We start from the raw sequence: 21,592 nt of genomic DNA on the forward strand, positions 1-21,592 counted from the left end.
TATGCTCGACACCGACCCTAAGCTGCTATAGATTCGCACCTTCCCAGCGACCGGCCCGGCACGATGCGTGCCGGAAGGTCATTCAGTCCACCCGTCCAGGCACACATCCATGTCCCAAGCGACCAAACATTGCCGCGTCCTCATCCTGGGGTCGGGGCCCGCGGGCTATACCGCCGCCGTCTACGCCGCCCGCGCCAATCTCCAGCCCGTCCTCATCACCGGCCTCGCCCAGGGCGGGCAGCTCATGACCACGACCGACGTCGACAACTGGCCGGCGGACGCCATGGGGGTGCAGGGACCGGAGCTGATGGAGCGCTTCATGAAGCACGCCGAGCGCTTCAAGACCGAGCTCGTGTTCGACCACATCCACACCGCCAAGCTGAAAGAGACCCCGATCACCCTGATCGGCGACAGCGGCACTTATACCTGCGACACGCTGATCATCGCCACGGGCGCTTCGGCGATGTACCTCGGGCTGCCGTCCGAGCAGGCTTTCATGGGCAAAGGGGTGTCGGGCTGCGCCACCTGCGACGGGTTCTTCTACAAGGGCCAGGAAGTCGCGGTCGTCGGCGGCGGCAACACCGCGGTCGAGGAAGCGCTGTACCTCACCAACATCGCGAGCCACGTCAACGTCATCCATCGCCGCGACAAGTTCCGCGCCGAGCCGATCCTGGTCGACAAGCTGCGCGACAAGGTGTCGGAAGGCAAGGCGACGATCCACTGGGACACCGTGCTCGACGAAGTGCTGGGCGACAACACCGGCGTCACCGGCATCCGCGTAAAGAACGTCAAGACCGAAGCCACGAGCGAGAAGAAGCTCACCGGCGTGTTCATCGCGGTCGGCCATCGTCCCAATACCGAGATCTTCGCCGGCCAGCTCGACATGAACAACGGCTACATCATCACCAAGAGCGGCCTCGAAGGCATGGCGACCGCGACGAGCGTCCCCGGCGTCTTCGCCGCGGGTGACGTGCAGGACCACATCTACCGCCAGGCGGTGACGAGCGCGGGCACCGGCTGTATGGCCGCGCTCGACGCGCAGCGTTACCTCGAAGCCAAGGGCGCGTAGCGCCCCCGGTGCGTTCGCACGCACCCTACGTCGATACGTTCGTAGGGTGCGTGATAACGCACCGCAAAGAACATGACCGGCACCCGTAGAGGCGTCATTGCGCGTCGCCCGCGGCTGCAGCCCGAGCGCATGGCGCAGCGCGGCGCGAAAGCCCGCAAACCGGTCGAAGACCCGGCGTTTCGCACGGCGATGTCCGACGTGAAGCCGCTCGCCGACCGCAACAAGGCGGCGCTCGCAAAACCCCTGCCCCATCCCCGCGTCCGCGATGCCGAGCACGACCTCGCCGTCACCGACGATCTCAGCGACACGCGGCCTTTCGAACGGGAAGCCGGCGAGCCGCTCAAGTTCACGCGCCCCGGCGTGCAACGCCAGACGCTGCGCCAGCTTCGCCGCGGCGGCTCGCGCATCGAGGACGAGCTCGACCTGCACGGCCTCACCGTCAACGAGGCGCGGCCGCTGCTCGTGGCGTTCCTCGAGCGCTGCCGCGCGAGCGGCGCACGCTCCGTGCGCATCATTCACGGCAAGGGTCTGCGCTCGGGATCCGGCGAAGGCGTGCTGAAAGGCCTGGTCGCGAGCTGGCTCGCCCAGCGCGAGGACGTGCTCGCGTTTCACGAGGCGAAGCCTGCGGACGGCGGAAGCGGCGCAGTGGTAGTGCTGCTTAGGGCTTGACCGTAATTCCGGACCGCCCGGCAGGGCGAAGTGATCCGGAATCCATTTTGAATCGGGCCTCGACGTCAAAATGGATTCCCGCCTTCGCGGGAATGACGAGGCGCTAGATCGCTGCCTCGTCCGTCTCGCCGGTGCGGATGCGAATGACCTGCGCGACGTCGGACACGAAGATCTTCCCGTCGCCGATCTTCCCGGTGCGGGCGGCTTTGACGATGGCGTCGATCGCCTGGTCGAGCAGGTTGTCGGGAACGACCACGTCGACTTTGACCTTGGGCAGGAAATCGACGACATACTCCGCGCCGCGATAGAGCTCGGTATGACCTTTCTGACGGCCGAAGCCCTTGACCTCGGTGACGGTCAGGCCGGAGACGCCGATCTCGGACAGCGCTTCACGCACTTCGTCGAGCTTGAACGGCTTGAATATCGCCTCGATTTTCTTCATGGCCTGTCCCCCGGTACCTCGGTGTGTCCTGGAATCCGGCAAGGATAACATGCCCCTGCCCCTCGACAGTGCGCACCGGGCGCCACGCGCTCGGGCGCCGCGTTCGATAAGATGCGGGGCTACAGCCGGAGCTTCGCGATAGCACGCTCGAAACCCACGACCTCGCCCGCGGCCGACGATGCCGTCGCGATCCAGGTCGCCTCCTCCATCGCCCACATCGCGCCCGACGCGTGGAACGCCCTCGCCGGGCCGCAGCCGTTCGTGCGCCACGAGTTCCTGAACGCGCTGCACGAGACCGGCTGCGCGTCGCCCGAGACCGGCTGGGGACCGCAGTATCTGATCCTGATGGACGGCGACGCGCTGGCCGGCGCGATGCCGCTCTATCTGAAAGGTCACTCGTACGGCGAGTACGTCTTCGACTGGAGCTGGGCGGATGCGTATCGCCGTCACGGGCTCGAGTACTACCCCAAGCTCCTGTGCGCGATCCCGTTCACGCCGGTGTGCGGCCCGCGCATCCTCGCCGCCAGCACCGAAGCGCGCAGGATCCTCTCCGCCGGCGCGCTCACGCTCGCGCGCGAGCTCGGCGTGTCGTCGCTGCACTGCCTCTATCCGCCCGAAGAAGACGCCGCCGCTTTGACCGGCGTCGGAATGATGGAGCGCCACGGCGTGCAGTTCCACTGGCGCAACGACAGTTACGCGAGCTTCGACGACTTCCTCGCGCAGATGAACCACGACAAGCGCAAGAAAGTGAAGCAGGAGCGGCGCAAGGTGCGCGAGGCGGGCATCACGTTCGAATGGCGGGAAGGGCGCGAGATCGCCGACGCCGACTGGGTGTTCTTCCACAAGTGCTACTCGCGCACCTATCGCGAGCACTACTCGACGCCGTATCTCAACCTCGAGTTCTTCCGCCGCATCGGCGAGGCGATGCCGGAGAACATCACGATGGTGATCGCCCGGCGTGCGGGCAAACCGATCGCGGCGTCGTTCAACATGCGCGACGCGACGACGCTCTACGGCCGCTACTGGGGGGCGATCGAGCACCACCCCGTCCTGCACTTCGAGACGTGCTACTACCAGGTCATCGAGTACTGCATCGCGCGGGGGCTGACGCGATTCGAAGGCGGCGCGCAGGGCGAGCGCACCAAGCTCGCGCGCGGCTTGATGCCGGTCGAGACCCGCTCGACGCACTGGATCGCACGCCGCGACTTCGCGCGTGCGATCGAGGACTTCCTCGCGCGCGAGACGCACGGGGTGGCGGACCATATCGGCGAGCTGAACGAGCGGGCGCCGTTCAAGGAATTACCCCAATCCCCTCCCCCTCAGGGGGAGGGTTAGGGTGGGGTGGTTTTCTATCGGCGGAAGCGCGAGAAGAACTTCCAGATCTCAGCATTCGCGTCGATGATCGCGGTGCCGGTTCCCAGGAGCTCCGGGTTGTAGTCGCGCACGCCGCCCGGCCAGACGTGGCCGGCGCCGGAGAGCTGCCACAGCACGACTTCCGATCCTTCGCGGCACGGCCCGTAGACGCGCTTGATCGCGGTGTGGCTCTCGTCGGGCGTGCCGGGCCGGCCCGTCACCGTCTCGACCGCCGCGGTCTTGAGCGGGCACCCGTCGTGGTCCAGCCATTTCCTCAGCATGTCCTCGACGGGCATGTTGAACATTCGCGTATCGGCGATGGATCTCGGCGGTCCGAGGCCGCCGTCGAAACGCGCGATGTGATCGGTCGTGCTGTGGATGTGCATCACGGGCATCGGGCGAGTCGGCGCGAACGACGCCAGCGACATCGAGCCCGCCACGCCCGCCACCGCGGCGATGCGGTCGGACGCTTCGGCGGCAAGGCGGTAAGCCATCATGGCGCCGTTCGAAAGGCCGGTCGCATAGATCCGGCGGCGGTCGATCGATGCGCGCTTCGACACGTCCTCGATCACCGTCAATGCGAAGCCCACGTCGTCGACCTGCAGCAGCGCCGCCGGCCCGCAGCAGTTGCCCGCATTCCAGGTGAGAAAGCGGCCCTCGAAGCCGCTGCTGCCATTGGGATAGACCACGACGTAGCCGTCGCGGTCGGACGCGGCGTCCATGCGCGTGTACACGCGCATCACTTCGGCGTTCGATCCCGCGCCGTGAAAAGCGATGACGAGCGGCAACGGCCTGCCGCCGCGCGCCTGCGGCGGCACGTGGACCGAGTAGCTGCGGCGCAGGTTCTGGTGTGTCAGCGAAACGTCGTAATCGCCCGGTGCGAACGCGGCGAAGGCATTCAGCGCGAGAGATGCGAAGAACGCCAGCAGCAAAAAACGAACTAAAGTCAAAATGGATTCCGGATCACATCGCGCTGTCGCGCGGTCCGGAATGACGAAAACCGACCGCGCCGCTCGAACCCTTGCCTGCCGCTTCGCCCGTCACCGCTTCGCCCGTCACCGCTTCACCCGTCACCGCTTCACCCGTCACCGCTTCATCCGGCACTTCAATTCAACTGAACTCTCTCGCCCCAGGGGACTTTGGCGTTTCCTTTCACCAGCCACACCACCGGATAGCCCGGCGGCGCGGCGGGAAACTCGCCGAAGGCGTCAGTGAAGTAGACGAGCACGTCGGGCCGATCGTTCGTTCGATCGATCCACTCGAACACCGGCAGAAAGCTCGTCCCGCCTCCTCCGCGCATTTCCTCGGGGAGCAAGACCGGTTCCCATGCCGAAAAGCGCCACGGCGCGCGCTCGTCGAGCCGCTCGTCGCACGCGAGCAGCGTCACCCGCGCGCGGATCTGCGACTTCAGCGCGTCGATCTCGCCGACGAACTCCGCGAGCTCCGCGCGCGTGACCGAGCCGCTGGTGTCGATCGCGACGCAGACGTCGGCTTCCCCGCTCGCGAGCCGCGGCAGCATCGCGGCGCCTTCGCGGCGCGACGGCCGCTGGAAGCTGTAATCGTCGCGGGCGGCGCTCATCACGTACCGCGCGAGCAGCGCGCGCCACGGCAGTTGCGGCTGCATGAGCTTGTCGACGAGCCGCAGCCATGCCGGCGCGAGCCGACCCGCGAGCCGTGCCTGTTGCGCCGCCGACGCCATGCGTCCCTGCCATTCGTGCGCGAGCGCTTCGGCGTGCGCCGGCGAAATCGCCGGTGGCTCCTCGGCGCTTTCGTTGACGCGATGCTCGTCGCCCGCGTCGTCCCAGCCCGCTTCGCTTTGCGTGAACGATACGCGAGCGAGCGCCGGCCGCGCTTCGCGCGACCGTCGTCCGGTCAATGCGCCGGTGCCTCCGCCGATGTGCTGGTCGAGCGTGCGCATCTGCGGGCCGAGCGGCAGCAGCGGGTAGATCTCTTCGGCGGACAGTCCGCGATACGCCGCGTCCAGCAATGCATCGGGCGGCGCAACCATGCCTTCGTCGACGAGCAGCAGGTTGACCGCGTGATCGCAGGCGACGTCCCAGCGCTTGACCGTGCGATGCGAGCGGCGCGCGAGATGGCCGAGCGCGCAGTGCATCGCCTCGTGCGCGAGCACGAACTGCGCTTCGGCGAGACTCAAGCGGTCGACGTACTCGGCGTTGTAGTAGATCGCGCGGGCGTCGGTGGCGACGCTCGCGCACCAGTCGCCGGTCGCGGGCACCAGCGGCAGGTGCATGACGAGCGCGCCGATGAACGGCCGCTCGAGGATGAGCCGGGCGCGCGCCGCCGCGAGCTTGGTCGCGGCCGCGTCGGGGATCACCGCCGCAGCGCCGGCAGGTCGTAGAGCACGAGATCGCTGATGCTCTCCGCCCACTGCGCGAATTCGGGAATGCCGTAGAGCGGCTGCCCGATCGATCGATGGAGATCGGTCACGAGCATGACGCCCATCTCGCGTTCGGGAAACGACCGTGCGTAGCGCAGGATGTTGGCGTAGAGGCGCCCGGCGTCGGCGCTGTCGCGCGCCTGCGCGGCCCGCCGCACGATCGCCGACGCCACCCCGTATTGCAGGTCGATCGCCCGCGGCACTCCGGTCTCTCGCCCCTCGACGATCGCATCGAGGTCGGGCAGCTCGCTCATGTGCTCGACGAACGCCTTGAGCTCGACACCGGCCGCCGCGCCGACGCACGCCTGCAGCGAGTCGAGCAGCAGCGCGGGATGACCTTCGAACTTGCGCAGCGCGCGATGCGCGTACTCCCACGAACGAGGGCTCGGAAAAGCGACCGGGTTGCGCGCGGGATCGAAGTCGAAGAGCAGATCGGGCCGAAAACGCAGGAAAGCGATGACGCGCTCGTCGAGCCCCGCGTGGTGCGCCCACGTGACCCAGTCGTCGAGGTGCGGCTCGATCTCGTAGTGCGTGAAGCGGTTGGCGAGCGGCGAGGGCATGACGTAGGTGACGCCGCGATCGCCGTGACGGTTGCCCGCCGCGAAGATCGCCCAGCCGTCGGGCACCCGGTACTCGCCGAGCCGGCGGTCGAGGATGAGCTGATACGCTGCAGCCGTGACCGTCGGCGGCGCGGACGAGATCTCGTCGAGGAAGAGGATGCCGCGCTCGCCGTGGCGCTCGGCGTCGGGCAGCAGCGCCGGCACCGACCATTCGACGCGGTCGCCGCTCCTGAACGGTATGCCGCGCAGATCGGTCGGCTCCATCTGCGAAAGGCGCACGTCGATCAACTCGACCGCATGCGCACGAGCGACGTCCGCGATGATGCGCGACTTGCCCACGCCCGGCGGTCCCCACAGCATCACCGGGGTGTGCTCCGCCGAGCTTTCGAACTCGCGATCGAGGATGGCGGCGATGTGCGAAGGACGCATGGCTTACGAATGCCTGGACGCCGGCGAGCGCTCGATGGTTCCGACGTGGAGGCCGAACTCGCCTTTCTTCCGGTCGTCGTAAAAGTGCGTGAGCGTATTGCGCACGGTCAGGAAAGCGATCTCGGACCACGGCACTTCGGCTTCGGTGAAGAGACGCGTCTCCAGCGTCTCGGCGCCCGGATGGAAATCGAGGTCGAGCAGACGGGCCCGGAACAGGATGTAGACCTGGTTGATGTGCGGGATGTTGTAGAGCGCATACAGCGGGCCGACCTCGACGCGCGCGTTCGCCTCCTCCAGCGTCTCGCGCGCCGCGCCTTGCGCGGTGGTCTCGCCGTTCTCCATGAACCCGGCCGGCACCGTCCACAGCCCGTAACGCGGCTCGATGGCGCGCCTGCAGAGGAGGACGCGGTCCTCGTGCTCGGGGATGCAGCCGACGATGATCTTGGGGTTCTGGTAGTGGATCGTCCCGCACGCGTCGCACACGTGACGCGGCAGGGTGTCGCCCGCCGGCACCTTGAAGGACACGGCAGAGCCGCAGTTGCTGCAGAATTTCATGGGGGATGGAAGTTCAGGGCAGGTCGTAAGAATACTACGCGGCTCTCAGCGCATCGACGATCGAAAGGCGCGCGGCCCGGACCGCCGGCAGGAAGCCGCCCAGCACGCCCATCAGTATCGAGAACACGAACGACGAGAGCGCGATCTTCGGCGTCAGCGTGAACGTGAAAGCGAGCTCCGCGAACGACTGCCAGTTGAGCGTCGAGATCTGTATGAGCTGCATGAACGACGCCAGCGCGATCCCCACGATGCCGCCGACGCCGCCCAGCAGCACCGCCTCGAAGAGGAAAGCGCCGAGCACCGCGCTCCTGCGATAGCCGAGGGCGCGCAGCGTGCCGATCTCCCCGACCCGGTTGGAGACCGCGGCATACATCGTGATCATCGCGCCGATCATGGCGCCGATCGAGAAGATGATCGAGAGCGTGAGCCCGAGATAGCTGATGAACTTGGAGAGCGCCTGCGACTGGTCTTCGTAGAACACGCGCTCGCGCTTCACGTCGAGCGTGAGCCGCGGATCGCTTTCGAGCCGCGCTTTCACCGCGTCGAACGAACGCGTGTCGACCAGGCGCGCGATCACCGTCGAATACGACTGCCTGCGAAACGATTGCATGAGCTGATCGGCGTCGACCCACACTTCGGAGTCGAACGCGGCCCCGCCGCTGTCGAAGATGCCGACGACCCGCCACTCGCGTCCGCCGAAGCGCAAGCTACTGCCGAGGGCGGTATTGTCGAAGCGCTGCGCGAGGCTCTTGCCGACGACGGCCTCGGCCGCCCCGCGCTGGAACGGGCGGCCTTCGATGAATCGCACCTGCGGCCGAACCGCGATCCCCGCTTCCCCCAGGCCCCGCGTCGTGACGTTGGTCGCCTGTCCGGTCTCGCGCTTGGGCAGAGTGATCAGGATCACCGCTTCCTTGGACACCAGGCGCTTGCCGTCGGCGCCGACCGCGATCTCGGGCTGAGACTCGATGATGGCGGCCTGCACGCGGTCGATGCCGCTGGAGATCTCGGCGTTCGAACCGCGGCGGCTCGCGAGGATGTTGTCGGGCTGTCCGGTCGACACGAGCGTCGCCCTGAGCCCGGTGTCGAGCATCTGCACCGCCGCGAACACGAACACCACCAGCGCCATGCCGCCCGCCGTCAGCAGCGTCGTCAGCTTGCGCGTCCAGAGATTGCGCATGCTATAGCGCAAAGGCAGTCGCGCCCCGCTCATCCGATCGCTCGCAGGCCTTCGACGATGCGCACGCGCGCAGCGGTTCGCGCGGGGAGCAGCGCGGCGAGAACGCCTACGATCGCCGCGGACAGTATCTGGAGAAAGACGGTCTCCTCGCTGACGCCGAACACCGGAAAGAGCGTTCCCATCTGCTTCGCGAACCAGTCTCCCGCTGGAAAGGTGAGGACGACGCCGAGCGCCCCGCCGATGAGCGCGATCGCCAGCGATTCTCCGTAGATGAGCGAGCCGACGTAGATCGGACTGAAGCCGAGCGCCTTCAGCGTCGCATACTCGCCGAGGCGCTCGCGCGCGGTCATCGCCATGGTGTTCGCCATGACCGCGAGGATGATGAAGATCACGACGAACGACACGATGCGCACCGCGATCAGGATCGCTTCGGTCTGCTTGACGAAACCGATCTGGAAAGCCTGCTCGGTCTCGGTCAGCGTCTCCGCGATCGAGTTCCGGAACTGCTTGTCGATCTCCTCGGAGACGACCGCGGCGCGATCGACGTCGTCGACTTCGACGAGGAAGATGCCGACCTGGTTGGCGCGCAGTGGGAAGCGCTGCTTCACCGTCTCGTTGAGATATTGCCAGTGGAAGAAGAACAGCGTCGTGTCGGTCTTGGCTTCGGCGCCGTCGTAAATGGCGCGCACGACGAACTCCCAGTTGCCGGGAAAGATCGTGCCCTTGAGCGGGACGGTGTCGCCGACTTTCCACCCGTACTGGCTCGCGAGCTTGCGGCCGACGACGGCGCCCTTGCGGTCGCGCATGAACGCGCGGAACTCCTCGGGCGGGATCCTGTATTCCGGGTACATCGCGAAATACGGCGCCGGCTCCACAGCGAACTGCGGGAAGAAGTTCTTGGGCTCCTGGTACACGCCGGCGAACCAGTTCACCGCCGCGACGCTTCGGACGCCTTCGACCGAGCGGATCTTCTCGCGGTAGTGCAGCGGCAGGAACACGGTGAGCGACACCGCGTTCCGCGTGATCAGCCGGTTCGGCGCCGCCGCGTCCGCGCCGTGATACCACGCGTCGACGATCGACTGCAGCAGCCCGAACGACAGGAACGCGACCACCAGCCCGACCACCGTCAGCGCGGTCCGCAACTTGTGCCGCAGGGCGTTGCGCAGGATCAGCTTGAAAAAATGCATTGATGTTTAAAGGGCGCTATTGACCACAAAGGACACAAAGGACACAAAGGACAGCCTACTTGTCATTGCGAGGAGCGCCGCGACGAAGCAATCCCGTTACGAACGCAAACCGTGCGCCACGACATCGCCACGCGCCTTCGGCGCTCGCGATGACGTTTTAAGGTTTTCCTTTGTGTCCTTTGCGTCCTTTGCGGCTCATTTGCTTTTGACGCTGTTAAGAGGTCAGAACGCCCTTCTCCAGGTGCTTCAGGACGCGGGCGCGATTGGCGGCGTTCGGATCGTGCGTGACCATGATGATCGTCTTGCCGAGCTCGCGGTTCATGCGGTCCATGAGGTTCAGGATCTCCTCGGCTGAAGCGCGGTCGAGGTCGCCGGTCGGCTCGTCGGCGACGAGGATCGTCGGGTCGGTGATGATCGCGCGCGCGATCGCCACGCGCTGCTGCTGGCCGCCCGAGAGCTCCGAAGGATAGTGCTCCATGCGGTCCGCGAGGCCGACCATCGCGAGCCCGGTCTCGACGTGCGCGCGGCGCGCGCTCGCGGCGAGGTCGGTCAGCATCAGCGGCAGCTCGACGTTCTCGTACGCGGTGAGCACCGGCATGAGGTTGTAGAACTGGAAGATGAAGCCGACGTTCTGGGCGCGCCAGTCGGCGAGCTCGGTCTCGGACAGGCTCGCGATGTCGAGACCGCCGACGCGCAGGACCCCGCCGTCGGGCTTGTCGATGCCGGCGATCAGATTGAGGAGCGTGCTCTTGCCCGATCCCGAAGGCCCCATCAGCGCGACGAACTCGCCGGCCGGGATGTCGAGCGTGATGTCCGACAGCACCGGCACCACCTGGCCGCCGCGGCGGTAGGACTTGGAGAGGTTGCGGATCTCGACGATGGGTTCTGACATGGAGGGTAAAACCGCCCCCACCCTAACCCTCCCCCTGAGGGGGAGGGAACGTTTTTTTGTCATTTCGCGCTCGTGGCGACCGCCGCGCCGTCGCGCAGGCGCTCCGGCGGCTTCAGCACCACGCGCTCGCCTGCCGTCACGCCGTTCACCTGCACCAGATCGCCGGCGGTCGTGCCGGTCGTCACCGGCGCTTCCTTCGCCTTGCCGTCCTTGACCGTGTAGACGACTTTCCGGCCGTCCCGCTCGACGACGGCCGATGCGGGCACGGCGACGTGCGGCGTGTTGTCCTGCTTCGCGACCTCCTTCGAGAGGAACGCGACCTTCGCGCTCATCTCGGGCAGGATGCGCGGGTCGTTGTCGTGGAACTTCACTTTGACGGTGACCGTCGCCTTCGACCGGTCCACCGTCGGCACCAGGCTGCGCACCTCCCCGCGGAAGCGGATATCCGGCAAGGCATCGAGCTGGATCTCGGTGGGCTGGCCGACCTTCACCTTGCCGATGTTCGCTTCGGACACGTCGGCTTCGACTTCGAGCGTCGACATGTCCGCCATGGTCACCACCGCGGCCTGCGAGCCCGTCGCCGACGAGAACGGCGCGATGACGTCGCCGACGTTGGCGTTCTTGGTGAGCACGACGCCGTCGAACGGCGCGCGGATCTGCGTCTGCTCGACCGCGACCTGCGCCGCGCGGAAATTCGCACGCGCCGCATTGATCGCCGCACGCTGCGCGCTGATCGCGGCGGCGGCGCGGTCGCGCCGCGCGATCGCGGTGTCGTGCGCGGCCTGCGACACGAAGTTCTTCGCGAGCAGGTCCGCCGAGCGCTGGAGCTGGCGCTCGGCTTCCTTGAGCTCGGCCTGCCCCTGGTCGAGGTTCGCCTCGGCGACCTTGATGTTCGCCGCGGCCTGGTCCATCTGCGCGGTCACGTCGCGGCTGTCGAGCCGTGCGAGCACCTCGCCCGCCGCGACCTTGCTGCCTTCGCGCACGCCGAGCCATTCGAGGCGGCCGGTCGCTTTCGACGCCACCGCGGCCTTGCGCTGCGCGACGACGTAGCCGGTCGCGTTGAGCGCGGTGAGCGCCTGCGAGGGATAGAGCTGCGCCGCGGTGCCGACCTCGACCTGCATCGGCGGGCGATAGAAGAACGCGACGGCGGCGCCGATCGCGACCGCGACGGCGATGAGGCACATGCGCACGATGCGCTTGCGCCGACGGTCGTCTACGCCCGCGCGCGGGCTGCCGCGCTCGATGCGCAGCGTGGAGAGATCGGGTTCGGACAAGTTGGTCTGCCGGAGGTCACGCGGCGCTACGCATGGCATGGCACGCCACGCCGAGCTGCCATAAAATCAATGGGTTCTCGCGCCGCTCGTCGTGCGCACGATTGTATCAGGAGACCCGTGATGACCGCCCCCATTCCCACTACCAAGCCCGCCTTCGTATGGGACGATCCGCTGCTGTTCGAAGATCAGCTCAGCGACGACGAGCGCATGATCCGCAACGCGGCGCGCGCGTACTGCCAGGAAAAGCTGATGCCGCGCGTGCTCGAAGCCAACCGGCACGAGAAATTCGACCGCGAGATCATGAACGAGATGGGCGAGCTCGGCTTCCTCGGCTCGACGCTCGAAGGCTACGGCTGTGCGGGCGTGAACCACGTGAGCTACGGCCTCATCGGACGCGAGGTCGAGCGCGTCGACAGCGGCTATCGCTCGGCGCTGTCGGTGCAGTCCAGCCTCGTCATGTACCCGATCCACACCTTCGGATCCGAGGAGCAGCGGCAGAAATACCTCCCGAAGCTCGCCACCGGCGAGATGATCGGCTGCTTCGGTCTGACCGAGCCCAACCACGGCTCCGATCCGAACAGCATGATCACGCGCGCGAAGAAGGTCGACGGCGGCTTCAGCCTCACCGGCGCGAAAATGTGGATCACCAACGCGCCGCTCGCCGACGTGCTCCTCGTCTGGGCCAAGGACGAGAGCGGCACGATCCGCGGCTACCTGCTCGAGCGCGGCATGAAAGGCCTGTCGACGCCCAAGATCGAAGGCAAGATGAGCCTGCGCGCGTCGACCACCGGCGAGATCGTGATGGACGACGTGTTCGTGCCGGCCGGCAACGTGCTGCCGGGCGTGTCGGGCCTCAAGGGGCCTTTCAGCTGCCTCAACAAGGCGCGTTTCGGCATCGCGTGGGGCGCGATTGGCGCGGCGGAATTCTGCTGGCACGCGGCGCGCAATTACACCGTCGACCGCAAGCAGTTCGGCAAGCCGCTCGCCGCGAACCAGCTCGTGCAGCTGAAGCTCGCCAACATGCAGACCGAGATCACGCTCGCGCTGCAGGCGGTGCTGCGCCTCGGGCGGCTGATGGACGAAGGGCGCGCGACGCCCGAGATGGTGTCCCTGCTCAAGCGCAACTCCTGCGGCAAGTCGCTCGACATCGCCCGCCTCGCGCGCGACATGCACGGCGGCAACGGCATCTCGGACGAGTTCCACGTGATCCGCCACGTGATGAACCTCGAGACCGTGAACACCTACGAAGGCACGCACGACATCCACGCGCTGATCCTGGGGCGCGCACAGACCGGTATCGCCGCATTCTGACAACAAAGACGGAGGAGACGTTTTGGAGATTCGAAAAAGCGGCGCCGCGCTCGGCGCCGAGATCCGCGGCATAGACTTGTCGCAACCGCTCGACGACAAGACCTTCCAGCAAATCGTCGATGCATTCCACGAGCACGAGGTCGTTTTCTTCCGCGACCAGACGCTCACCCCCGATCAGCACGTGGCGTTTTCGCGCCGCTTCGGCGAGCTCGAGCACCACGTGCGCGCGGACCGCTGCCGCCCCGGCTATCCCGAGCTCTTCGTCGTCTCGAACGTCATCGAGAACGGCAAGCCGATCGGCTCGCAGGACGCGGGACTCTTCTGGCACTCCGACCTGTGCTACATGGCCGAGCCCAGCCGCGGCTCGATCTTCTACGCGCGCGAAGTGCCGGTGGACGACAGCGGCGAGCCGCTCGGCGATACGCTGTTCGCCAGCGCCACCGCCGCGTACGACGCGCTGCCCGAATCGACCCGGCAGCGCATCTCAGGCCTGCAGGCGATCAATTCGTATGCGAAGGGCTATTACCGCGACCGCAACAGCGGCCCCCGTCCGGAGCTCACCGAGGAACAGAAGAAAAAGACGCCGGACATGCCGCACCCGATCGCGCGCACGCATCCTTACACCGGCAGGAAATGTCTCTTCGTGAACGAAGGCTACACCTCGCGCATCGTCGGCATGGACGGCCCCGAAGGCGATACGCTCCTGAACGAGCTTCTCGCGCACGCCACCGAAGAGCGTTTCATCTATCGCCACAAGTGGCGCGTGGGCGATCTGCTGATCTGGGACAACTGCTCCACCCAGCACCTGGCGATACCGAACTACCAGCTTCCGAAGCGCAGGCTGATGGAGCGGGCGACGGTGAAGGGCTCGCGGCCGTTCTGAAACGCGTCGTGAATGCTTTCGTAGGGTGCGTGGTAACGCACCGCTAGAGGCTCGGTGCGCTCGCGCGCACCCTACGATCACTTCATCACCTTCCCCGCCACCGGCCGCTGCTTCAACGCGCCGGTCTGCCGCAGCTTCACCGGCGCCCTGCGGTCCTGGTTCCTGCGCACGCGCAGGTTGAGCATCTCGACGCCGATCGCGAAAGCCATCGAGAAGTAGATGTAGCCCTTGGGGATGTGGAAGCCCCAGCCTTCGGCGATCAGCGCCACCCCGACGAGCACCAGGAACGACAGCGCGAGCATCTTGATCGTCGGGTGTGCGTCGACGAAGCGCCCGATCGGGCCGGCGGCGAAGATCATCACGCCCACCGCGAGCAGGATCGCGATGATCATGATCTCGACTTCGTCGACGAGGCCCACCGCGGTGATCACCGAATCGAGCGAGAACACGATGTCGATGATCGCGATCTGCACGATGACCGCGCCGAAGGTATGCGCGACCACCGCGATGCCCGGCGCGTCGTCTTCGCCCTCGAGCGAGCCGTGTATCTCGTGCACGCTCTTCCACAGCAGGAACAAGCCGCCGCCCAGCAGGATCAGGTCGCGCCCCGAGAAGTCGTGGTCGAGCAGAGAGAACCACGGATCGGTGAGAGACATCACCCACGAGATCGACAGCAGGAGGCCGATGCGCGTGAGGGCCGCGAGCGCGAGGCCGAGGGTCCGCGCGCGTGCACGCTTCTCTTCGGGCAGCCGCCCGACGAGGATCGAGATGAAGATGATGTTGTCGACGCCCAGGACGATCTCGAGCGCCGCCAGCGTGGCGAGCGCTACCCAGGCGTGAGGATCAGCTATCCATTCCATGAGGGCCCGAAAAGCAAAATGGATTCCCGCCTGCGCGGGAATGACGCACTAGGTTACCAGCCGCTGAATCGCGGCCAGACCGCTTCGACCACCGGCTCGCCGGCGATCACGTTGTAATGCGGGTGCTGCGCGGCCGTCGCGCACGCGTGATTGGGCAGGACGCGCAACAGCGTGCCGACGGGAAAGCGGCTCAGATCGACCGGACCGCCATCACGATCCGCAATGATGCCGTGCTCCTGGTTGGTGCCCGTGACGATGAGATCGTCGATCGGGCGACCGGCCAGATCGCACACCACGCCGTAACCCTGGTCCACCTTCTGATTCGCCGTGCCGCGGTCGCGCGACATCGCCATCCAGCCGCCGTCGGTGATGATCCAGCTCTTGTCCGGCTGATGGCCGATGACGCTCGTCAGCACCGACAGCGCGATGTCGTCGATGCCGCACACGCCGATCCCCGCCTGGAACAGATCGAAGAACATGTAGACGCCCGCGCGGACTTCGGTCACCCCCTCCATGTTCTCCGAGTACGTCGCGGTGGGCGTCGAGCCGACGCTGACGATGTCGCACGGCAGGCCGGCCGCTTTCAGCGCCTGCGCGCAATCCACCACCGCTGTCCTCTCGCGCTCCGCCATGGCGCGGATCGCGTCGATGGTGGTGCAGTTGTACGAATCGCCGGCGTGCGTCATCACGCCCGCGAGCCGCGAGCCTTTGCGCCCATGCAGCCGCGTGCCGATGTCGACGAGGCGCGGATCGCCCGGCTGTATGCCCGAGCGGTGGCCGTCGCTGTCGATCTCGATCAGGGCGGGAAACCGAACGCCGAGCGCCTCTCCTTTTTCGGCGGCCATGTCCGCCGCCTCGGCGTTGTCGAGCAGGATCTTCATGTTCGCGCCCTGCTTCATGAGCTTCGCCACGTGCTCGAGCTTGTTCGGCGCGATGCCCACCGCGTAGAGGATGTCGGTGATGCCGTTGGAAAAGAAATACTCCGCTTCCTTCAGCGTCGAGACCGTGATCGGACACTTCGCTTCGGGCTGTCCCGGTTGCGCCACGAGGGCGCGGCGCACGACGTCGATCGACTTGGCGGTCTTCACGTGCGGCCGCAGCGACACCTTCAGATCGGTGAGGTGCTCGCGCATGCGCGCGAGGTTGCGGTCGAGCTTGTTGCGGTCGAGCACGAGTGCGGGCGTTTCGAGGTCGGTCAGCTGCATGGGAATCCCGGGATGGATGCTGCGCGAGGGTTCAGATTATAAAGCGCCGGTTGCCGTAGGCTCGCGCGGCGCGCTACTCTCGGGCGCCAGGCAATAGAACGAGAACATCATGAACGCGGCCTCCCCCGCCCCCGTCCCCTCTCCGGCGAGCGATGCGAGCATTTCGCAGCGGCTCGCCGATTTCGTAACTTCGACGACGTACGAGCGCATCCCGGAGCGCATACGCGAACGGGCGAAGCTTCACATGCTCGACGTGATCGGCACCGCGCTGGCGGCGACGCGTCACGAGTTCAGCCATCGCGCGCTCGCCGGACTCAAGGCGCTCGCCGAGCCCGGCACGCACTCGGTGATCGGCATGCCGGTGAAGCTGCCGCTGCGCGACGCTGTGCTGCTCAACGGCATCCTCGCGCACGGCCTCGATTACGACGACACCCATCCCGGCGCGATCGTGCATCCGTCGAGCAGCGCGTTTCCGTGCGCGCTCGGCGTGGCTGAGAAAGTCGGCGCGAGCGGCCGCGACCTCATGGCCGCGTACGTGCTCGGCGTCGACGTCTCGACGCGCGTCGGCCTCACCGCCGCCGGCGCGATGCACACCTCGGGCTTCCACACCACCGGCGTCGCCGGGCATTTCGGCTGTGTCATCGCGGCGAGCAAGCTGCTCGGCCTGGACGCCGAACAGCTCGCGCGCGCGCAGGGCCTCGCGGGCAGCACCGCGTCGGCGCTGTCCGAGCACCGCGCCGACGGCGCATGGAACAAGCGCATGCACCCCGGCTGGGCCGGTGTCGGCGGCATCACCGCGGCGCTGCTCGCACGGGGCGGCTATATAGGCACGCGCAGGATCTACGAAGGCGCCGACGGCATCTTTCGCTCGCATACGGGGGAACGCTTCTCCGAGCTCGATCTCGGCACGATGACGAAAGCGCTGGGCGAGCACTGGCTCCTCGACGAAGTCGCAATCAAGCCTTTTCCCATCTGCCATCTGCTGCACGCGTGCGCGGACTCGGCGCTCGCGCTGCGCCGCAAGCACGAGCTGAAACCGGAACACATCGCCAAAGTGCGGGCCCTGCTCCACCCCGAGACGTTCCATTATGTCTGCGAACCCGCGGACATGCGCCGCAAGCCCACGTCGGAGTACATGGCGAAGTTCAGCGTGCAGTACGTCGTCGCGGCGTGCCTGACGCGCGGCAAGTTCGGCTTCGCCGAGCTCGAAGACGACGCCTTGCACGATCCGGCGATCCTCGCGCTGGCGCAGCGCGTGTCGCACGAAGCCGATCCGGAGTCGCAGTTCCCGAAGTATTTCTCGGGCGGGGTCGTCGTGACGACGACCGACGGCCGCGACCTCGTCCACATGGAGAAGATCAATCGCGGCGCGGGCGATCGCGCGCTGACGGCGGACGACATCGTCGCGAAGTTCCTGGACAACGCGGAGCTCGTGCTGCCGCGCGCGAAGTCGGAAGCGATCCGCGATTTCGTGCTCGATCTCGACCGACGCGATGCGCGCGAGCTCGCTGCGCTGATCGCGGGCTGAGCCGTATGAGCGCTTTCACTGTGCGCGGCCGCGCCGCGCGTTTCGCGCTGCTCGCGATCTCCGCCCTGCTCTGCGTGCCTGCCGCCGCACAGAGTCGGTATCCGTCGAAACCCATCCGCATCATCGTGCCTTTCGCCCCTGCAGGCGGCACCGACATCCTCGCGCGCTCGCTCGGCGCACGGCTCGCCGAGAGCATGGGCCAGAACGTCATCGTCGAGAACCGTCCCGGCGCGGCCAGCATCATCGGTACCGACGCGGTCGCGAAGTCGGCGCCCGACGGCCATACGGTGCTCTTCACGACGCAGGTGCTCGCGATCAATCCTTCGCTGCACGCGTCCATGCCGTACAACGCCGAGCGCGACTTCGCGCCGGTGACGATCGCCGCCGCGGCGCCCAACCTGCTCGCGATCCACCCGTCGATACCGGTGACGAGCGTCAGGCAGCTCATCGCGATCGCGCGCGCCAAACCGGGCGCGATCACGATCGCCGCGGCAGGCGTGGGCACGCCTTCGCACCTCGCCGCGGAGCTCTTCCGGCAGATGGCGAAAGTGGATCTGCTCGTCGTGCAGTACAAGGGCGGCGGCAACTCGCTCGCCGACGTCGCCGGCGGCCAGGTCGCGACGACCTTCGGCACGCTGCCGAGCCTCACGCCGCTCGTGGAGAGCGGCAAGCTGCGCGGGCTCGCGGTGTCGGGCGCGAAGCGATCGAAGGTGCTGCCGAACGTGCCGACGGTGGCGGAGACGCTTGCGGGTTTCCAGAGCGAGACCTGGTATGCGGTCCTCGTGCCCGCGAAAACGCCGCACGAGATCGTCACGCGCCTCCACTCGGAGATCGTCAAAGCGCTGGCGCATCCCGATCTTTCGAAGAATCTCGCAGCACAGGGTTTCGAAGCCGGCGGCATGCCGCCGGCCGAAATGGCGCGCGTCATCAAGAGCGAGACGCAACGCTGGGCCAAAGTGATCCGCGACGGCAACATCCGCGCGGAATAAGAAATCGGGGGCAGACCCCACAAAATTCCCTGAAAAAACAAGGACTGGTTATGCAACGTGCCACCACCAAGCTGCGCGCCCTCGTGCGCGCGGGCAAGTTCCTCGAGCTGCCGAGCGGCTACGATCCGATCACCGCGCGACTCGCACAGGCTTGCGGCTTCAAGACGATCTACAGCGGCGGCTTCGTCACCGGCGGCTCGAGCTGCATCAGCGAGCCGTGCCTCACCATGAACGAGCAGATCCGCGTCGCGAGCGACATGGCGAACGCGGTCGACATCCCGGTCGTGATGGACGCCGGGGCGGGCTGGGGCGAGCCGCTGCACACCATGCGCACCATCCGCGAGTGCATACGCGCAGGCATCGCCGGCGTGCACATCGAGGACCAGCTATTCCCCAAGCGCGCGCACTATCACACCTACGTCGTGCACAACATCCCGATCGAGGAGTACCGCGACAAGATCCGCCTCGCCTGCGAGCAGCGCGACCGCACCGACAAGGATTTCGTGATCATCGCGCGCTCGGACGCCGCCCGCATCCAGGGCCTCAGGGAAGCGGTCAAGCGCGTGAATGTCGCCGCCGACCAGGGTGCGGACATGGGTCTCATCTTCCCGGTCAACCACGCCGACACGGTCAAGACGCCCAAGCTCTGCAAGGTCCCGATGGTCTATGTGCAGAGCCGCGGCAACCGCGACAAGCGGCCGCTCTACAGCTACGGGCAGCTGAAGGACATGGGCTACGCCGGCTGCATCGACGCGACTTTCGCCGTGTGCATCCAGCACCACTTCATGCGCAAGGCTTTCGAGGAGCTCAAGAAGACCGGCGACTACACCGGCCTCTCCGAGCAGGACTTCGTCGTCGCGAGGAAGCAGGTCGAGGACATCATCGGGCTCGAGGAGTCGTACCGCATCGAGCGCGAGACGGTGGAGAAAATCGCCGGGAAGAAAAAATCGACGGCTCGCTAGAGCCGTCGTTCCCGCGAAAGCGACGGCCGCCCAGGCCGTCGTCCCCGCGAACGCGGGGACCCATTTTGACTTTGCTTTTTGACTTTGCTTGAAGATGGATTCCCGACAGTCCCGCTACCGCGGTTCGGGAATGACGATTATTTCTGCTTCAGCTTGATCGCGGTCGCGTAGCAGTAATAACCGGCGGGCTTGAACAGGCTGTCGGTCTGCGACATGCAGACGAGGTTGGTCACGCCCTCGGCGCCGACGTTCGCGGCGCGCGCCAGGAGTGCTCCCCGGGCCTCGTCCTCGGTCGGATACCCCGGGACGCTGAAAGCCGAATGCCATCCGGCGAGGCCCACGCGCTCGACCACGACGTAGCTCCCGAGCGCGAGTTGCGTCGCGTCGTACACCGGAACGCCGGCGCGCGCGGACACCCCCGCGCTCGCACCGACGCTGTTCAAAGCCACCAACCCTGCGATCAGAACTCTCGGATACACGGCCGCTCCTCGTCGACGACGCGCTGACGATTCTAGCCCCGCACCGTGCGGGATCGGCGTGCACTAATGCCCAGGATCACCACGACACTTCGTTGTCCGGCGTCGCGCTGATCTTGTGCAGCGAGAGGTCCGAGCCGTTGAACTCCTGCTCGGCGTCGAGGCGTATGCCGACGGTCGACTTGAGCGCGCCGTAGACGATCGCCCCGCCGATCAGCGCGACCGCAATCCCCAGCAGCGTCCCGACGAGCTGCGCCCCGAACGTCACGCCGCCGATGCCGCCGAGCGCCTTGGTGCCGAAGATTCCGCACGCGATGCCGCCCCACGCTCCGCAGAGCCCGTGCAGCGGCCACACGCCGAGGACGTCGTCCCATTTCAGCCGGTTCTGCGTGAGGGTGAACATGAAGACGAAGAGCGCCCCGGCGATGCCGCCGGTGGCCAGCGCGCCGATGGGGTGCATCACGTCCGAGCCCGCGCAGATCGCGACGAGCCCCGCGAGCGGACCGTTGTGGACGAATCCGGGGTCGTTGCGCCCGATCATGAGTCCGGCGAGAGTGCCGCCCGCCATCGCCATCAGCGAGTTCACCGCCACCAGCCCCGAGATCTTGTCGATCGTCTGCGCCGACATCACGTTGAACCCGAACCAGCCTACCGACAGCACCCACGCGCCGAGCGCGAGGAAAGGGATGCTCGAAGGCGGCTGGGCGGTGACGCCGCCGCCCTTCGGATAGCGCCCGTTGCGCGCGCCCAGCAGCAGGACGGCGGTGAGCGCGATCCAGCCGCCCACGGCATGCACCACGACCGATCCCGCAAAATCGTGGAATTTCGCGCCCATCGACTTTTCGAGCCACGCCTGGATGCCGTACTGATCGTTCCAGGCGATGCCTTCGAAGAAGGGATAGACCAAGCCGACGATGATCGCCGTCGCGAAAAGCTGCGGAACGAACTTCGCCCGCTCGGCGATGCCGCCCGAGATGATCGCCGGCACCGCCGCGGCGAAGGTGAGGAGGAAGAAGAATTTGACGAGGTCGTAGCCGCTCTTCTCGGCGAGCTTCTCGGCGCCGGTGAAAAAACCCACGCCGTAGGCGACCGTGTAGCCGATGAAGAAATAGGCGATGGTGGACATCGCGAAGTCGCAGAGGATCTTCACGAGCGCGTTGACCTGGTTCTTGCGGCGGACCGTGCCGACTTCGAGGAATGCGAACCCGGCGTGCATCGCCAGCACCATGATCGCGCCGAGCAGGATGAACAGCGCGTCGCTGCTGATTTTCAGCGTTTCCATAACCTCCCTCCGTTGTTCTTAATCGGGCCGCCCGTAAGCAAGAACCGGCCCTTTCTTCATTACGTTGTTTTACAAGGTATTTTCAATTGGT

Annotated in this window: 22 protein-coding genes; 8 read left to right on the top strand and 14 right to left on the bottom strand. The window is 66.6% G+C overall.

Features of this window, described 5'->3' with window-relative positions; translation table 11 throughout:
* Nucleotides 1–109: 109 nt before the first annotated feature.
* Both trxB and VHP37_00080 read left to right on the top strand, forming a co-directional pair.
* Complete coding sequence (gene trxB / locus VHP37_00075; protein HEX2824710.1) at nucleotides 110–1,069, top strand: thioredoxin-disulfide reductase; 960 nt, start codon at nucleotides 110–112, stop codon at nucleotides 1,067–1,069.
* 72 nt (nucleotides 1,070–1,141) lie between these two features.
* Nucleotides 1,142–1,738 carry a Smr/MutS family protein gene (locus VHP37_00080; GenBank protein ID HEX2824711.1) on the top strand — a complete coding sequence of 199 codons (597 nt, stop codon included), beginning with the start codon at nucleotides 1,142–1,144 and terminating at the stop codon, nucleotides 1,736–1,738.
* 103 nt (nucleotides 1,739–1,841) lie between these two features.
* Here the strand turns inward: VHP37_00080 and glnK are convergent, their stop codons facing one another.
* Nucleotides 1,842–2,180, bottom strand: coding sequence for a P-II family nitrogen regulator (gene glnK, locus VHP37_00085; protein HEX2824712.1), 339 nt, complete (start codon nucleotides 2,178–2,180; stop codon nucleotides 1,842–1,844).
* 111 nt (nucleotides 2,181–2,291) lie between these two features.
* On the opposite strand from glnK, the gene VHP37_00090 reads away from it, so the two are divergent.
* Nucleotides 2,292–3,515 (top strand): GNAT family N-acetyltransferase, encoded by a 1,224-nt coding sequence (locus tag VHP37_00090; protein ID HEX2824713.1) that lies wholly within the window; start codon nucleotides 2,292–2,294, stop codon nucleotides 3,513–3,515.
* Between the two features lie 14 nt (nucleotides 3,516–3,529).
* Here the strand turns inward: VHP37_00090 and VHP37_00095 are convergent, their stop codons facing one another.
* The 9 genes from VHP37_00095 to VHP37_00135 form a co-directional block, all read right to left on the bottom strand.
* Complete coding sequence (locus VHP37_00095) at nucleotides 3,530–4,483, bottom strand: PHB depolymerase family esterase (GenBank protein ID HEX2824714.1); 954 nt, start codon at nucleotides 4,481–4,483, stop codon at nucleotides 3,530–3,532.
* A gap of 13 nt (nucleotides 4,484–4,496) precedes the next feature.
* Nucleotides 4,497–4,622 (bottom strand): hypothetical protein, encoded by a 126-nt coding sequence (locus VHP37_00100; GenBank protein HEX2824715.1) that lies wholly within the window; start codon nucleotides 4,620–4,622, stop codon nucleotides 4,497–4,499.
* Between the two features lie 16 nt (nucleotides 4,623–4,638).
* Nucleotides 4,639–5,868, bottom strand: a complete 1,230-nt coding sequence (locus tag VHP37_00105) for a VWA-like domain-containing protein (GenBank protein HEX2824716.1) — start codon at nucleotides 5,866–5,868, stop codon at nucleotides 4,639–4,641.
* On the bottom strand, nucleotides 5,865–6,920 hold the full coding sequence (locus tag VHP37_00110; GenBank protein ID HEX2824717.1) for a MoxR family ATPase: 1,056 nt from the start codon (nucleotides 6,918–6,920) through the stop codon (nucleotides 5,865–5,867). The genes VHP37_00105 and VHP37_00110 overlap by 4 nt, the downstream gene beginning before the upstream one ends.
* Before the next feature lie 3 nt (nucleotides 6,921–6,923).
* The gene (locus VHP37_00115; protein HEX2824718.1) at nucleotides 6,924–7,475 is read right to left on the bottom strand and encodes an NUDIX hydrolase; all 552 of its coding nucleotides are present in this window, start codon (nucleotides 7,473–7,475) and stop codon (nucleotides 6,924–6,926) included.
* A gap of 34 nt (nucleotides 7,476–7,509) precedes the next feature.
* Nucleotides 7,510–8,685 carry an ABC transporter permease gene (locus VHP37_00120; GenBank protein HEX2824719.1) on the bottom strand — a complete coding sequence of 392 codons (1,176 nt, stop codon included), beginning with the start codon at nucleotides 8,683–8,685 and terminating at the stop codon, nucleotides 7,510–7,512.
* Nucleotides 8,682–9,839 carry an FtsX-like permease family protein gene (locus VHP37_00125; protein ID HEX2824720.1) on the bottom strand — a complete coding sequence of 386 codons (1,158 nt, stop codon included), beginning with the start codon at nucleotides 9,837–9,839 and terminating at the stop codon, nucleotides 8,682–8,684. The genes VHP37_00120 and VHP37_00125 overlap by 4 nt, the downstream gene beginning before the upstream one ends.
* Before the next feature lie 214 nt (nucleotides 9,840–10,053).
* Complete coding sequence (locus tag VHP37_00130; GenBank protein ID HEX2824721.1) at nucleotides 10,054–10,731, bottom strand: ABC transporter ATP-binding protein; 678 nt, start codon at nucleotides 10,729–10,731, stop codon at nucleotides 10,054–10,056.
* A 59-nt stretch (nucleotides 10,732–10,790) separates the two neighbouring features.
* On the bottom strand, nucleotides 10,791–12,005 hold the full coding sequence (locus tag VHP37_00135; GenBank protein ID HEX2824722.1) for an efflux RND transporter periplasmic adaptor subunit: 1,215 nt from the start codon (nucleotides 12,003–12,005) through the stop codon (nucleotides 10,791–10,793).
* Between the two features lie 120 nt (nucleotides 12,006–12,125).
* Here VHP37_00135 and VHP37_00140 point away from each other — a divergent pair, with 120 nt between their 5' ends.
* Both VHP37_00140 and VHP37_00145 read left to right on the top strand, forming a co-directional pair.
* Nucleotides 12,126–13,316, top strand: a complete 1,191-nt coding sequence (locus VHP37_00140; GenBank protein HEX2824723.1) for an acyl-CoA dehydrogenase — start codon at nucleotides 12,126–12,128, stop codon at nucleotides 13,314–13,316.
* 22 nt (nucleotides 13,317–13,338) lie between these two features.
* The gene (locus tag VHP37_00145) at nucleotides 13,339–14,199 is read left to right on the top strand and encodes a TauD/TfdA family dioxygenase (GenBank protein HEX2824724.1); all 861 of its coding nucleotides are present in this window, start codon (nucleotides 13,339–13,341) and stop codon (nucleotides 14,197–14,199) included.
* A 77-nt stretch (nucleotides 14,200–14,276) separates the two neighbouring features.
* On the opposite strand, the gene VHP37_00150 is transcribed toward VHP37_00145, so the two are convergent.
* Both VHP37_00150 and VHP37_00155 read right to left on the bottom strand, forming a co-directional pair.
* Nucleotides 14,277–15,059: a TerC family protein gene (locus VHP37_00150; GenBank protein HEX2824725.1), complete on the bottom strand. Its 783-nt coding sequence runs from the start codon at nucleotides 15,057–15,059 to the stop codon at nucleotides 14,277–14,279.
* Nucleotides 15,060–15,112: 53 nt separating this feature from the next.
* Nucleotides 15,113–16,264 (bottom strand): DSD1 family PLP-dependent enzyme, encoded by a 1,152-nt coding sequence (locus VHP37_00155; GenBank protein HEX2824726.1) that lies wholly within the window; start codon nucleotides 16,262–16,264, stop codon nucleotides 15,113–15,115.
* A gap of 109 nt (nucleotides 16,265–16,373) precedes the next feature.
* On the opposite strand from VHP37_00155, the gene VHP37_00160 reads away from it, so the two are divergent.
* The 3 genes from VHP37_00160 to VHP37_00170 are packed head-to-tail and all read left to right on the top strand — an operon-like array spanning nucleotide 16,374 to nucleotide 19,743.
* The gene (locus VHP37_00160; protein HEX2824727.1) at nucleotides 16,374–17,792 is read left to right on the top strand and encodes an MmgE/PrpD family protein; all 1,419 of its coding nucleotides are present in this window, start codon (nucleotides 16,374–16,376) and stop codon (nucleotides 17,790–17,792) included.
* 5 nt (nucleotides 17,793–17,797) lie between these two features.
* On the top strand, nucleotides 17,798–18,781 hold the full coding sequence (locus VHP37_00165) for a tripartite tricarboxylate transporter substrate binding protein (GenBank protein HEX2824728.1): 984 nt from the start codon (nucleotides 17,798–17,800) through the stop codon (nucleotides 18,779–18,781).
* A 50-nt stretch (nucleotides 18,782–18,831) separates the two neighbouring features.
* Nucleotides 18,832–19,743, top strand: coding sequence for an isocitrate lyase/PEP mutase family protein (locus VHP37_00170; GenBank protein ID HEX2824729.1), 912 nt, complete (start codon nucleotides 18,832–18,834; stop codon nucleotides 19,741–19,743).
* A 137-nt stretch (nucleotides 19,744–19,880) separates the two neighbouring features.
* Here the strand turns inward: VHP37_00170 and VHP37_00175 are convergent, their stop codons facing one another.
* Complete coding sequence (locus VHP37_00175) at nucleotides 19,881–20,222, bottom strand: hypothetical protein (protein ID HEX2824730.1); 342 nt, start codon at nucleotides 20,220–20,222, stop codon at nucleotides 19,881–19,883.
* 76 nt (nucleotides 20,223–20,298) lie between these two features.
* The gene (locus VHP37_00180; GenBank protein ID HEX2824731.1) at nucleotides 20,299–21,501 is read right to left on the bottom strand and encodes an ammonium transporter; all 1,203 of its coding nucleotides are present in this window, start codon (nucleotides 21,499–21,501) and stop codon (nucleotides 20,299–20,301) included.
* Nucleotides 21,502–21,592 lie beyond the last annotated feature (91 nt).

The sequence above is a fragment of the Burkholderiales bacterium genome, assembly GCA_036262035.1.
In the GTDB taxonomy this organism is placed as follows: Bacteria; Pseudomonadota; Gammaproteobacteria; order Burkholderiales; family SG8-41; genus JAQGMV01.

Bases quoted from the DNA above. Each gene is read 5' to 3' on its own strand.
- trxB (HEX2824710.1), top strand. From the start codon at position 110: ATGTCCCAAGCGACCAAACATTGCCGCGTCCTCATCCTGGGGTCGGGG.
- VHP37_00080 (HEX2824711.1), top strand. From the start codon at position 1,142: ATGACCGGCACCCGTAGAGGCGTCATTGCGCGTCGCCCGCGGCTGCAG.
- glnK (HEX2824712.1), bottom strand. From the start codon at position 2,180: ATGAAGAAAATCGAGGCGATATTCAAGCCGTTCAAGCTCGACGAAGTG.
- VHP37_00090 (HEX2824713.1), top strand. From the start codon at position 2,292: ATGCGGGGCTACAGCCGGAGCTTCGCGATAGCACGCTCGAAACCCACG.
- VHP37_00110 (HEX2824717.1), bottom strand. From the start codon at position 6,920: ATGCGTCCTTCGCACATCGCCGCCATCCTCGATCGCGAGTTCGAAAGC.
- VHP37_00115 (HEX2824718.1), bottom strand. From the start codon at position 7,475: ATGAAATTCTGCAGCAACTGCGGCTCTGCCGTGTCCTTCAAGGTGCCG.
- VHP37_00120 (HEX2824719.1), bottom strand. From the start codon at position 8,685: ATGAGCGGGGCGCGACTGCCTTTGCGCTATAGCATGCGCAATCTCTGG.
- VHP37_00125 (HEX2824720.1), bottom strand. From the start codon at position 9,839: ATGCATTTTTTCAAGCTGATCCTGCGCAACGCCCTGCGGCACAAGTTG.
- VHP37_00130 (HEX2824721.1), bottom strand. From the start codon at position 10,731: ATGTCAGAACCCATCGTCGAGATCCGCAACCTCTCCAAGTCCTACCGC.
- VHP37_00140 (HEX2824723.1), top strand. From the start codon at position 12,126: ATGACCGCCCCCATTCCCACTACCAAGCCCGCCTTCGTATGGGACGAT.
- VHP37_00150 (HEX2824725.1), bottom strand. From the start codon at position 15,059: ATGGAATGGATAGCTGATCCTCACGCCTGGGTAGCGCTCGCCACGCTG.
- VHP37_00155 (HEX2824726.1), bottom strand. From the start codon at position 16,264: ATGCAGCTGACCGACCTCGAAACGCCCGCACTCGTGCTCGACCGCAAC.
- VHP37_00160 (HEX2824727.1), top strand. From the start codon at position 16,374: ATGAACGCGGCCTCCCCCGCCCCCGTCCCCTCTCCGGCGAGCGATGCG.
- VHP37_00165 (HEX2824728.1), top strand. From the start codon at position 17,798: ATGAGCGCTTTCACTGTGCGCGGCCGCGCCGCGCGTTTCGCGCTGCTC.
- VHP37_00170 (HEX2824729.1), top strand. From the start codon at position 18,832: ATGCAACGTGCCACCACCAAGCTGCGCGCCCTCGTGCGCGCGGGCAAG.
- VHP37_00180 (HEX2824731.1), bottom strand. From the start codon at position 21,501: ATGGAAACGCTGAAAATCAGCAGCGACGCGCTGTTCATCCTGCTCGGC.